Genomic DNA, 11876 nt, shown 5'->3' on the forward strand with positions numbered 1-11876 from the left:
GCGGGCCGGCGTGCCGGTGGTGGCGGTCACAGGTTCTCCTGGTGGGGCAGGAAGCGGCCGAACCGGCCCTGGTGGTAGAGGAGCGGGCGGCCGGCGTTGTGCGTGGCCGCCTCGGCCACCAGGCCGACGACCAGCATGTGGTCGCCGACCTCGACGGTCTCGTACGGCAGGCAGATCAGGTGCGCGGAGACGTCCTGGAGCAGCGGCGCGCCCAGCGGCCCGGCCCGCCATCGGGTGGGCGCGGCGAACCGGTCCACCCCCTTGCGCGCGAACCGCTCCGCGAGCTCGGCCTGGTCGCTGGCCAGGATGTTGACCGCGAAGTGGTCGGCTCCGCGCAACCACGGCCAGGTGGTCGAGGACTGGTCCACGTAGAAGGAGACGAGCGGCGGTTCGAGGCTGACCGAGGAGAACGAGGTGGCCGTGAGCCCGACGGGGATGCCGTCGCTCTGCGCGGTGATCACCACCACCCCGCTGGCGTGCACGGCGAGCGCCTGGCGGAACACGTCCGCGCCGACGGCCTGCTGGTCGGGCAGCGTGTCGGTCATGCGCCGGCCCTCGTTCGGGACGGGCGGGCAGGTCCGGTTGCGATCACGGAAAGGCTCCTCACGGGAGAGAGGGCGTGCTCACGCCGCTCCCGGCGGCGGGGCCGGGAACGCCGGGAAGGGGGCACGGAGAGCGGGGATTCGTCAGCGGAGGCGTGGACGGCGTCGGCCACGCTGGAGCGCTCGGGGGGAGGCGGGCGGCTGCTGGTCCGTGATCAACGACACTGGGCGCTGGCGACGTGGCCGAAGTCCACGTGCGGGCGCCTGGTCAGGAGAGTGCCCTGGCTCATGCCAACGACGCTAGGCCGCCGCGCGCCGAAAGTCAATATTCCCTACCGGCTTTAAAGGGAATGCCTATTGGGATGAATCGCGAAGTCTGGCGGATGGCACCGGGATCGCCGGGAAGGGATTGTCGGGCAGCAGGATGACCCGGCGCGCCTGCCGGGACTGCATCGCCGCGTCGAGGTGGAGCAGGGCGGCCCCGATGCCGGCCGCGCCGACCATGTACCCGGTGTCCGCGCTCACCTCGCCCGGACGCAGCCGCCGGTACGCCTGGTACCAGCGGAACCCCTGGCCGTCGTGGTTGTCGCCGCGTCCGATGAGGTGCCCGGCGAGCACCCGGGCGTGCTCAAGACGGGCCTCGTCACCGGTCGCCGCCCACAGGCCGACGAACAGTTCGAGCAGCCCGGCCGCGCCGCAACACTGGCAGGCCACGTTCCAGAAGCCTTCGGTCCGCCGGTGGGGGGCGCCGCTCTCGACGACGCCGTGCGCGAGCCGTTCCACCCAGTCCAGGTGGCCGGGATCGCCGGTCACCCGGTACAACTCGTAGAACATCCGGGCCACGCCCGCCGAGCCCGAGCAGAAGCCCAGGTAGTGCAGCTCGCGCCCCTGCGGCACGTGGTGCGGGACGACCGCGCACCTGCCCGCCACCGCGCTCACCTCGCGGACGAAGCCCGCGCCACGGGCGGCCGCCTCCAGGAAGCGCCGCTCCCCCGTGACGCCGTAGAGCCTGGCCAGGAGGAAGGCGGTGCCCGCCGTGCCGGAAAGGAAGCCCGGGGTGACGGCATCGAGGGGCAGGTCGGCGCAGTCGCCGAAGCGGTGGCCGGGCACGGCGAGCCCGGCGATGCGCTCGCCCGCCGCCACGGCCGTCTCCTCGTAGCCCGGCACGCCGAGCGCGGCGGACGCCTGGAGCAGCCCCAGCACGATCCCGCCGTCGCCGCGCTGGGCGGGCTCGCGCGTCCAGCCGGGCCCGCCGTCGAGCGGGCGCGCGGCGCGGACGATCGCGTCGGCCACCGCGACGGCCTCCTCCTCGAAGACGCCGTCGCCGAAGGCCCAGCCGGCCTCGACGAGCGCGACGAGCGTGCCGGTCAGGCCGTGGTAGAGGGTCAGGTCGGCGCGTTCGCGCCAGGTGGCGGCCAGGTAGCGGGCGCCCCTGCGGGCGTCGTCCAGGTACGCCTCGTGGCCGGTCGCGGCGGCCAGTTCCAGGAAGAACAGCACGATGCCGGCCGCGCCCGCGTACAGGGAGCAGGAGTCGCCGGCGGCGGCCGACCTGCCACGGGGGTCGGGGTTGGCACGCCAGTGACGGCCTCTGCCGTCGTCCACGGCGGCGGTGCGGATCCAGCGGCCCGCCATGATCGCGGCGGTCAGCGGAGTCTCGGCGCGCTCACTCGGCGAGCGGGTCCGGTCCAAGCCCATGCCGCATTCTCCCACACTTCCGGTAGGAAAATTGGTATTTCCCCAAGGGTTCGCCTCCATCTTGACGGGTAACGGAACGATGACGGTGAGTAACGAACGGGAGGGCGTCGTGAAGCGTCCCATCAGCTGTGCCGCGATCCTGGCCCTGCTCGCCACGGGCTGCACGAACACCGGCTACGACACGGGGAAGCACCTGCCGCAGAACGAGGGCGCGAACGCCGACGCCAAGGGCGTCCTGCACGTGCGCAACGCCTACCTCCGGGCCGCCTCCGGCCAGGCGGCCTCGCCCGTCTCGCCCGCCTCCGAGCAGACCCTCTACGCCGTGCTGATCAACGACGGCCACAAGCCCGACCAGCTCCAGCGGATCACCGTCGACGGCGGCGGCTCGGTGCAGCTCTCCGGCGCCGCCACCGACATCCGGCCCAACCAGCCCGTGGGCGCCAACGAGCAGCCCCTCGGCACGGTCACCGGCGTACGCGGCCCCTCCGTGCCCATGACCTTCACCTTCCGCGACGCGGGGGCCGTGCGCGTGATCGTTCCGGTGAAGCAGAACGCGAGCCAGTCCCCCGCCGGCCCGGCCGCCGCCACCCCGGCGGCGCCGGGGCACGCGCCCAAGCACGCTCCCCGGCACACACCCGGTCACTGACGGCCTTCAGCGCATGCCCGCGAGGACGCCGCGCGCGACGGCGTCCCGTCCGGCGGCCTCCTCGGCCGCCGCCTCCCGCTCGGCCGCCACGCGCACGTCGTAGGCGGAGCGGGCGGCGGCGATCTCGCTCTGGTGCTCCTCGGTCCAGGTGACCAGGGCGCGGATGGTGGCGTGCAACGTGCCGCCCAGGGGCGTCAGCGCGTAGTCCACGCGGGGCGGCACGGTCGGATGGACGGTACGGCTCACCAGTCCGTCGCGCTCAAGGTGCCGCAGCGTCCTGGTCAGCATGCGCTGGCTAACGCCGTCGATCATGCGGCGCAGTTCGGTGAAGCGCAGGCCGCGCCGGTCGAGCAGCGCGATCACCTGGAGCGACCACTTGTCGGCGACCCGGTCGAGGATCTGCCTGACCTCGCAGTCCTCCCGCTGGTCCCATTGCAGCACGTCGTAGTCGGTATCCCCGCAGTGACCGAGGGACATCGAAGTTCCGTCTTCCATGCGTCCCCATGGTCACCAAAAATGCTGCTGGTTACAAGAAGGAACCGACTGTTTTGGAAGGAATGCACCATGCCTCCTATGTCTCCCTCGAACGAGCGCATGGGCGCACGCGCGTGGAGCGCGCTGTTCGTCCTGGCGGGGGCCGTCTTCCTGGAAGGCGTCGACGTGGCCATGCTGAACGTGGCGCTGCCGTCGATCCGCGCCGACCTCGGCCTGTCCACCGGCACGCTCAGCGGCGTGGTCAGCGCGTACGTGCTGGGTTACGGCGGGTTCATGCTGCTGGGCGGACGGGCCGCCGACCTGCTCGGCCACCGCCGCATGTTCCTGACCTGGCTGACGGTGTTCCTGCTGTTCTCCGGACTGGGCGGCCTGGCGACCGAGGGGTGGATGTTGCTGGTCGCCCGGTTCGTCACGGGGGTCGCCGCCGCGTTCATGGCGCCCGCCGGGCTGGCGCTGGTCACCGGCACCTTCCCCGAGGGCCCGCAGCGCACCAAGGCCCTCGGCGTGTACGCCGGGACCGCGGCCGGCGGCTTCTCGCTCGGTCTGGTCGCCGGCGGCCTGCTGGCCTCGATCGGCTGGCGCTGGGTGTTCTTCGCCCCCGTGGTGTTGTCGGCGGTGATCCTGCTGGCCGCCGTGCCGCTGGTCAAGGACTCCGGCGAACGGGCGCGGGGCTCGTTCGACCTGGCCGGGGCGCTGACCATCACCGGCTCGATGCTGCTGCTCGTGTACGGCGTGGTCCGCCTGGAGGCGCCCGCCGACGGCTCCGGCGCCACGGTCGCGACGTTCGCCGCCGGGCTGCTGCTGCTCGCCCTGTTCGTGCTGATCGAACGGCGCTCGGCCAACCCGCTGGTCCGGCTGGACATCCTGCGCTCGGGGCCGCTCGTCCGGGCCAACCTGGGCGCGCTGCTGTTCCTGGCCTCGTTCGCCGGGTTCCAGTTCCTGGCCACGCTCTACCTCCAGGAGGTGCGCGGCTGGAGCACCCTGCAGACCGGCCTGGCCATGCTGGTGATCGGCATCGACACGGTCCTGGCCCCCACGCTCACGCCGCGCCTGGTGAACAGGTTCGGCAACGCCCGCGTGCTGTTCGCCGGGATCGTGCTGGCGGCGCCGGCGTACGCGCTGTTCCTGCCGGTCGGCCCGGACTGGACGTACGCCGCCATGCTGCCCACCATGCTCCTGCTCGGCCTGGCCTTCTCGCTGACCTACGGCCCGCTGACCATGGCCGCGACCGAGGGCGTGGAGGAGGACCGGCAGGGCCTGGCCGGTGGCCTGCTCTACACGGCGATGCAGTTCGGCACCGCGCTCGGCCTGTCGGCGGTGACCGCCGTGAACGTGGCCGCGCTGGGCGGGGGCACCGTGCCGACCCTGGACTCGCTCCGGATCGCCCTGGTCGTCCCGGTGGCCGCCGCGGTGGTGGCCGTGCTGGTGACCGCGTTCGGCCTGCGGGCCCGCGCCGCCGCCGCGCCCGCCGAGAGCCCCGTGCCCGAGACCGTCGGCTAGGACGGGCTCGTTCCCGGCTCCTTCCGCACCCGGGAGAGCTTTTCGGGGTTCGCGACCGTGTAGATGTCGCGCACCTGCGACCCGTCGGGGGTCAGGTCGACGACCATGACGGCGAACGGCGCGTTCTCCACGAACACCACCGCCGAGGGGTCCCCGTTGGTCTCTCTGTACTGGATGTCCAACCCTTCCATCGGCTGGGCGGTGCGCGCGACGAGCAGCCGGGCCACCTTGTCGCGTCCCCGGACCGGACGCGGGCCGCCCACCACCGACTTGCCGCCGCTGTCGGCCCAAAGGGTCACCTCCGGCGCCAGCAGCTCCATCAGCGCGTCGAGGTCGCCGCCGAACGCCGCGGCCACGAACCGCTCGGTCACCTCCTGCTGGACGTGCGCGTCCACCCGGTTGCGCGGCCGCCGGGCCTGGACGTGCTCGCGGGCCCGGTGCGCGAGCTGCCGTACGGCGGCGGGGCTGCGGCCGAGCATGCCGGCGATCTCGGTGTGCTGGAAGGCGAACACCTCGTGCAGGATGAACACGGCCCGCTCCAGCGGCGTCAGCGTCTCCAGCACCACCAGCAGCGCCAGCGACACCGACTCGCCCCGCACGACCTCCTCCGCCCCGTCGGCGTCCGTGACCAGCGGCTCGGGCAGCCACGGCCCGACGTAGGTCTCGCGGCGGCGGCGCAGCGCCGACTGGTGGGCGAGCGCCTGGTTCACGGCGATGCGCACCAGGTAGGCGCGCGGGTTCCCGATCTCGTCCGGGTCCCTCGACGACCACGACAGCCAGGTCTCCTGGAGCACGTCCTCGGTGTCGGAGACGCTGCCGAGCATGTTGTAGACGATGGAGAACAGCAGCTCCCTGTGGCCGGCGAAAACGTCCGTCATTCCAGGCATCATGTCTCCTGAGAGCATGCGCGGCTCCCGGGTGTGACATGAGCTGCGTCACATCAGGTAACGCAGCCACAGGTAGGGCGTGGCCAGCGCGACCGTCGTCGCCGTGACGACCAGGCCGTACTTCGTGAACTGCCAGAAGCTGATCGGGGTGCCGTTGCGGGCCGCGATGCCGAGGATGACCACGTTCGCCGCCGCGCCCACGGCGGTGGCGTTGCCGCCCAGGTCGGCGCCGAGCGCCAGGGCCCACCACAACACCCGCGCCGGTCCGTCGCCGCCGTTGGCCTGGACGAGGTCGGCCACGATCGGGCTCATGGTGGCCACGTACGGGATGTTGTCGACGATGGCCGACAGGCCCGCCGAGGCCCACAGCAGCACCATCGTGGTCAGCCCGAGCTGACCGTGCGTGGCCTGCGCTGCGGCCTGGGAGACCTGGGCGATGACCCCGGTCTCCACCAGCGCCCCTACCATGACGAACAGGCCCGCGAAGAACACCAGCGTGGGCCACTCGACCTCGGCGATCGCCTCCTCGGTGGTCACCTTGGTGAGGGCCACCAGCACACCGGCGCCGAGCAGCGCCACCACCGACGGCTCGTAGTGCAGCACGGGATGCAGCACGAACGCCGCCATCACCACCGCGAGCACGGTCAGCGACTGCCACAGCAGCCTGCGGTCGGCGATGGCCTCGCGCTCGTCGAGCGCCATGATCTCGGCCGCCAGATCGGGGTCGTAGGTGAACGACCGGCGGAACATCACCCGGCACAACCCGATGAAGACGACGATCAGCACCACGATCAGCGGGGCCAGGTGCGCGAGGAAGTCGTTGAAGGTCAGCCCGCCGCGGCTGGCGATGATGATGTTGGGCGGGTCGCCGACCAGGGTGGCGGTGCCGCCGATGTTGGAGGCCATCGCCTCGGCGATCAGGAACGGCGCGACCGGCAGCGCCAGCCGCTCGCAGACCAGGAACGTCACCGGCGCGATCAGCAGCACGGTGGTCACGTTGTCCAGCAGCGCCGACGCGCCCGCGGTGATCAGGATCAGCAGCACCATGAGCCGGAACGGGCGGCCCCTGGCCCGTTTGGCGGCCCAGATGGCCAGGAACTCGAAGACGCCCGTCTGTTTCAGCACGCCGACGATCACCATCATGCCGAGCAGCAGGAAGATGACGTTCCAGTCGATGCCGGTGTGCTCGTCGAAGAAGGCCGCGCCGCCGTCGGTGGCGTGCAGCACCAGCATGATCCCCGCGCCGCCGAGCGCCGCGGCGACCCGGTGCACCTTCTCGGTGGCGATCAGCGTGTACGAGACGAGGAAGACGGCGACCGCCAGCCACGCGGTGACGGTCACGGCGGACCGCCCGGGAAAGCCTTCAAGGAGAACTCCACGATCGACGACGGAATCGCCGACCAGACTTCCCGGCACACCTCAGGACAACTTACCAAGAAGCGCGGTCGGGCGAGACCGGCGGACTGGCCGCCCGTAGGGGGCCAGGCGCCGGTCGCGCCCGGTGGGGTGGCGATCAGCCGACGTCGAACTGGCCCTTGAAGTCCGCGTTCAGCACGCTGCCGGACGAGCCCGACACGCACGTGCCCGAACCGCCGAGCAGGTAGGTGTCGAACCGGCCCGTGAACGTCTTGCCCCTGAACAGCCCGGACTGGATCGTCCCGGACACCTTGGCCGTGTCGTGCACGATCTCGACGATGCGTGCGTTGGCCTTGCTGGTCTGCCTGGTGCCTTTGACGGTCCAGTCGATGGTGACCGTGCCGGTGCCCGCGGGCGCGGCGGCGCTCCCGGCGGCGGCGGCGCGGCCGCGGATGACGCCGTCGGAGGCGCCCCAGCGCTCGCGGTCGTAGACGACGCGGTCGGCCTGGTCGCGCTCGTCACGGTCGTGGATGATGCGGTCGGCCAGGTTGTGCCCATCGCGGTCGTGGACGATGCGGTCGGCCAGGTTGCCGCTCTCGTAGTCGCGGTCGCCGAACACGCGGTCGTAGGCGTTGCCTCCGTCGGACAGGCGCCACCGCGTGCTGCTGGACGTGCGCCCGCCGCAGCTCGGGGTCACGCCGTTGAAGCTGGCGCGGAGCCGGGCCGCCGTGACCCCGGAGCCGCTGCGGTCCACGCAGTTCCACGCCTCCCGCCGGCTGTAGGAACGTTCCAATCGCAGGAGCCGGCCCGCGCCCGGCAGGTACTGGGCCTGGCCGGACACGGTGCAGGAGATCACGGCCGCGGCACGCGCGGCCCCCGGGACGACGGCCGGAGCCAGTACGGTCAGCCCGGCGGCGGCCAGGGCGGGCAGTGACGTGGCGAGAGTGGGCATGAAGCTGCTCCTTTTCGAGACAGGACGGGTCGGCGCATCACAACGTGATGAACCGACCTCACGACACGACGGGTCGGCGCATCACAACGGGATGGACCGACCTGTCACGACAGGACGGGTCGACGCGAGCCGCCGGCCGGGCCCGCCATCGCTCTCCGGTGAGAGGTCCCGATCTCGGACGCTACGAGGAGAGACGCAAACATCGCCCCAAATGGCCGCACGTGGCGTCCCAGATGTACGGACTCACCCCTGCCTGTCCCGCCATCCATGTCCTGCGTCTAACGACGATCTCCGCCTCGACGTCCACAGGCCGTTGTCGTCGGCGTCGAGCCTCAGACAGCCGTGATCACAGGAGCCCGTGCGCGCGGGCGGCGGCGGCCGCCTGGGTACGGGTGGAGACGTCGAGCTTGCCCAGGATGTTGGAGACGTGCACGCTCACCGTCTTCTGCGCGATGAACAGCCGCGCGGCGATCTCCCGGTTGGTCAGCCCCTCGGCGACCAGCCGCAACACCTCGACCTCGCGCGCGGTCAGGCCACCCTCTGGCTGCCCGCCGCCGAACCGGGCCCGCCTGCCGAACTCCAGCAGCGCGGCCTCCAGCGGCGCGGCCCGCAGCCTGCCGGCCGCCTCCTTGGCCAGGGCCCACTCCTCGTGCGCAGCCTCCCGCTCGTCCGCCGCGAGCAGGGCCTCGGCCAGCCGCCAGCGCGCCCTGGCCACCTCGTAGACGAAGCCGAAGTCGAAGGCCGCGACCACCTCGCGCCACAGCGCGACGTCGAGCCGCCCGTGGAGGCGGTGCCACTCGGCCTCCACCCGCAGCGTCCACGCCTGCCCCTCGGGACCGAGGTGGCCGCCGTCGCCGGTCGGCCCCTTCGTCGCGGCGAACCGGGCGCGGGCCAGCAGGTCGTCGGCCCCCTCGGTGGTGCCCAGCTCGGCCATCGCCCACAGGCCGATGGCGGCCAGCCGCACCGTGCCGGACTCGCCCTCGTCGAGCGTGGCCATGGCCGCGTGGACGTGGTCGAGCGCGGCGGCCGGGTCGCCGTTCCACAGGGCGTGCTCGGCGGCCATGCCCCGCGACATGTACGTCGCCAGCGGATCGTGCCAGAACGGACGCAGCCACCCCAGCCGCGCCTCGACCGCGGGCAACCCCCGACCCACCTCGATGAACAGGGCGAACGACGACAGGATGGCCTCCGACAGCGTGCCCACCCGCGCGCCGAACCCGGCGGCCACCGCCTCCGCGGCGTCCCACTCGCCCGCGACGTAGTGGATGAGCAGGCGCAGGAAGCGCAGGTCGGTGCCGTAGGTGCTCCAGTTGAGGCCGGTGTGGACGGCCAGCTTGATGCCGTCGTCGGCCACCTCGGCGGCCTGGGCGAGCCGCCCCTGCTCGTAGTGGATGCGGGCGTGGTGGAAGCGGGCCCGCAGGTCCATCGCCAGGTCGCCCGTCTCCCGGGCGGAGGCGCTCTCGGCCAGCGAATGGGCGCGCGCCACGTCGCCCCGCTGCTCGACGTAGCTGGCCAGCGTGAGCAGCGCGCCCACCTCGGCGTCGACGGCGCCGCAGGCGCGGGCCGTCTCCAGGGCGCGCGCGGTCAGCGGCTCCACCTCGTGGTGGCGCGCGGTCCACAGCAGTGTGCGGGCCTGGGTGGCGAGGGCGCGGGCGAGGCTCGGCTCGTCCTCGGCGCCCTCGACGGCGCGCTCGGCGGCCGCGATCGCACCGGGCGGGTCGTTGGTCTCGAAGAGGTAGTAGGCCAGCCGCTCGGCGACCTCGGAGGTCGGCGGCAGCGCCCGCAGCCGGTGGACCGCCCGGTGGTTGTCGCCGCTGTCGGCCGCCGCGACGGCGCTGCGGAAGGCCAGGGCGACCCGGCTCTCCCCGGCAAGGGCGGCGGCGCCCTCGACGCGGTCCCACAGGCCGAGCGCCTGGTCGTAGTGGTTGTGGGCCTCGGCGGGCGCGCCCAGCCGCTCGGCGTCCCGGCCCGCCTGCGCCGAGGCGGCGAGCGCCCCGGCCAGGTCGTGGCTGGCGAGGTGGTGGTGGGCCAGCTCGGCGGGCGAGGTGAGCAGGCGGGCGAAGTCGGCGTGGAGCCGCGTACGCTCGCCGGGCAGCAGATCGGTGTAGACCGCCTCTTGCAACAGGGCGTGGCGGAAGGCGTAGCCATGGCCCTGGACCTTGAGCAGGCCGCGCGAGACGATCTCCCTGACCGCCTCCTCGAACTCGGCCAGCGGCAGCCCCGAGACCTCGCGCAGCAGGTCGTCCTCCACCCGGCGGCCGGCCACCGCGGCGGCGCGCAGCACCCGCTGCCCGGCCTCGGACAGCACCTCGACCCGCGACAGCAGCAGGCTGGCCAGCCCGTCGGGCAGGGTGTCGCCCTCGGACATGGCCGCGAACAGCTCTTCGGCGTAGAACGGGTTGCCGTCGGCGCGCGAGACGATGAGCCCGAGCTCCTGCGCCCCCACCTCCCCCAAGGTGGTGACGTAGTCGGACATCTCACCGGAAGCCAGCGGGCCCAGCTCCACGTTCGTCACCGACGGCAGCCGCTTGAGCTCGGCCAGCACCGCGCGCAGCGGATGGCGGCGGTGGAGGTCGTCGGTGCGGTAGGTGCCGGCCACGCAGACGCGCTCGCTCTGGAGCATGCGGCTGAGGAAGACCAGCAGGTCGCGGGTGGAACGGTCGGCCCAGTGGAGGTCTTCGATCAGGAACAGCACCGGCTGGACGTCGGCCAGCAGCCCGAGCAGCGACCCGAACAGCCGCTGCTGGGTGAGCCCGGCCGAAGGCGCCTCGCTCTCCCGGCCCGGCAGGAGCTGGCCCAGCATGGGATGGGCGGCGACCGCCTCGCGCACGCCCGGCTCGGCCCCGCGCAGCGCGTCGGCCAGCGGCAGGTAGGGCAGCGCGTCGCCCAGCTCGGCGCACTGGCCGACCATGACGTGGAAGCCGCGCTCGCGCGCCTCGGCGACCAGCTCACCGGCCAGGCGCGTCTTGCCGATCCCCGCGTCGCCGCCGACGAGCGCGACCCCGGCCGTGCCGTCGGCCGCGGACTCCAGCACACGCACGAGCTTGGACAGCTCGGCCGAGCGCCCGACGAGAAGACCGTTCACGCCAGCAAGTGTGCCATGAGCCGGTGACATTCCATTGGTCCGCCCGACCGCCCCGGAATTGGCCCTCTTCGTCATACCAAACCCGCTCTACGCTGCTCTTTCGTGATCTCCTTGACGACTTTCGTGCTCTTCGGGACGGCCTCGCTCGTCCTGGTGCTCGTCCCCGGCCCCAACCACCTGTACATCACCGCCAGGGGCCTGGCCCAGGGCAGGGCGGCCGGGCTGGCCAGCGCGCTCGGCGTCGAGACCGGGACGCTGGTGCACATCGCCGCGGCCGCCGCCGGGCTCTCCTACGTGATCTCGCGGTCGGCGACGCTGTTCGGGATCGTCAAGTGGGCGGGCGTGGCCTACCTCGTCTACCTGGGCGTGCGCGCCTTCACCGGCAAGGACCCGGAGGCCGGGAGGCTGCCCGTGCAGCCGCTGGCCAAGGTGTTCCTCGAAGGGGTCCTGGTCAACGTGCTCAACCCCAAGGTGGCGCTGTTCTTCGTGGCGTTCCTCCCGCAGTTCGTGGACCCCGGCGCCGGCTCGCCGGCGCTGCAGATCGTCGTGTTCGGCCTGACGCTGCTGCTCCTGGGGCTCGCCAGCGACATCGTGTACGCCCTCACCGCCGGCACCCTCGGCGCCCGGCTGACCAGGGGCGCCAAGGCTCTGCGGTACGTCAGCGGCGTCGTCTACCTGGGGCTCGGCGTGGCCATGGCGTTCGCCGGGAGAAAATGAC

Annotated in this window: 10 protein-coding genes; 3 read left to right on the top strand and 7 right to left on the bottom strand. The window is 72.6% G+C overall.

Features of this window, described 5'->3' with window-relative positions; genetic code table 11:
- Positions 1-26 precede the first annotated feature (26 nt).
- Positions 27-545: a flavin reductase family protein gene (locus tag ACIHAD_RS02255; RefSeq protein WP_397352496.1), complete on the bottom strand. Its 519-nt coding sequence runs from the start codon at positions 543-545 to the stop codon at positions 27-29.
- Positions 546-896: 351 nt separating this feature from the next.
- Complete coding sequence (locus tag ACIHAD_RS02260; RefSeq protein ID WP_397352497.1) at positions 897-2237, bottom strand: lanthionine synthetase LanC family protein; 1341 nt, start codon at positions 2235-2237, stop codon at positions 897-899.
- 109 nt (positions 2238-2346) lie between these two features.
- Here ACIHAD_RS02260 and ACIHAD_RS02265 point away from each other — a divergent pair, with 109 nt between their 5' ends.
- Complete coding sequence (locus tag ACIHAD_RS02265; RefSeq protein ID WP_397352499.1) at positions 2347-2883, top strand: hypothetical protein; 537 nt, start codon at positions 2347-2349, stop codon at positions 2881-2883.
- Positions 2884-2889: 6 nt separating this feature from the next.
- Here the strand turns inward: ACIHAD_RS02265 and ACIHAD_RS02270 are convergent, their stop codons facing one another.
- On the bottom strand, positions 2890-3378 hold the full coding sequence (locus tag ACIHAD_RS02270; RefSeq protein ID WP_397352500.1) for a winged helix-turn-helix transcriptional regulator: 489 nt from the start codon (positions 3376-3378) through the stop codon (positions 2890-2892).
- Positions 3379-3456: 78 nt separating this feature from the next.
- Here ACIHAD_RS02270 and ACIHAD_RS02275 point away from each other — a divergent pair, with 78 nt between their 5' ends.
- Positions 3457-4878: an MFS transporter gene (locus tag ACIHAD_RS02275; protein ID WP_397352502.1), complete on the top strand. Its 1422-nt coding sequence runs from the start codon at positions 3457-3459 to the stop codon at positions 4876-4878.
- On the opposite strand, the gene sigJ is transcribed toward ACIHAD_RS02275, so the two are convergent.
- The 4 genes from sigJ to ACIHAD_RS02295 form a co-directional block, all read right to left on the bottom strand.
- A complete protein-coding gene (sigJ, locus tag ACIHAD_RS02280; RefSeq protein ID WP_397352503.1) occupies positions 4875-5756 on the bottom strand; it encodes an RNA polymerase sigma factor SigJ in 882 nt (293 codons plus the stop codon). The two genes, ACIHAD_RS02275 and sigJ, sit on opposite strands and share 4 nt — an antisense overlap.
- Before the next feature lie 57 nt (positions 5757-5813).
- Complete coding sequence (locus ACIHAD_RS02285; RefSeq protein WP_397352504.1) at positions 5814-7106, bottom strand: ArsB/NhaD family transporter; 1293 nt, start codon at positions 7104-7106, stop codon at positions 5814-5816.
- 172 nt (positions 7107-7278) lie between these two features.
- Positions 7279-8073: a hypothetical protein gene (locus ACIHAD_RS02290; RefSeq protein ID WP_397352505.1), complete on the bottom strand. Its 795-nt coding sequence runs from the start codon at positions 8071-8073 to the stop codon at positions 7279-7281.
- 346 nt (positions 8074-8419) lie between these two features.
- On the bottom strand, positions 8420-11158 hold the full coding sequence (locus tag ACIHAD_RS02295; protein ID WP_397352506.1) for a helix-turn-helix transcriptional regulator: 2739 nt from the start codon (positions 11156-11158) through the stop codon (positions 8420-8422).
- Between the two features lie 102 nt (positions 11159-11260).
- Here ACIHAD_RS02295 and ACIHAD_RS02300 point away from each other — a divergent pair, with 102 nt between their 5' ends.
- Positions 11261-11875, top strand: a complete 615-nt coding sequence (locus ACIHAD_RS02300) for a LysE family translocator (RefSeq protein WP_397352507.1) — start codon at positions 11261-11263, stop codon at positions 11873-11875.
- Position 11876 lies beyond the last annotated feature (1 nt).

Source organism: Nonomuraea sp. NPDC052265 (assembly GCF_044547985.1).
Classification (GTDB): domain Bacteria; phylum Actinomycetota; class Actinomycetes; order Streptosporangiales; family Streptosporangiaceae; genus Nonomuraea.

Excerpts from the sequence above, each read along its gene's own strand:
- ACIHAD_RS02255 (WP_397352496.1), bottom strand. The coding sequence starts at position 545 with ATGACCGACACGCTGCCCGACCAGCAGGCCGTCGGCGCGGACGTGTTC.
- ACIHAD_RS02260 (WP_397352497.1), bottom strand. The coding sequence starts at position 2,237 with ATGGGCTTGGACCGGACCCGCTCGCCGAGTGAGCGCGCCGAGACTCCG.
- ACIHAD_RS02270 (WP_397352500.1), bottom strand. The coding sequence starts at position 3,378 with ATGGAAGACGGAACTTCGATGTCCCTCGGTCACTGCGGGGATACCGAC.
- ACIHAD_RS02275 (WP_397352502.1), top strand. The coding sequence starts at position 3,457 with ATGTCTCCCTCGAACGAGCGCATGGGCGCACGCGCGTGGAGCGCGCTG.
- sigJ (WP_397352503.1), bottom strand. The coding sequence starts at position 5,756 with ATGACGGACGTTTTCGCCGGCCACAGGGAGCTGCTGTTCTCCATCGTC.
- ACIHAD_RS02290 (WP_397352505.1), bottom strand. The coding sequence starts at position 8,073 with ATGCCCACTCTCGCCACGTCACTGCCCGCCCTGGCCGCCGCCGGGCTG.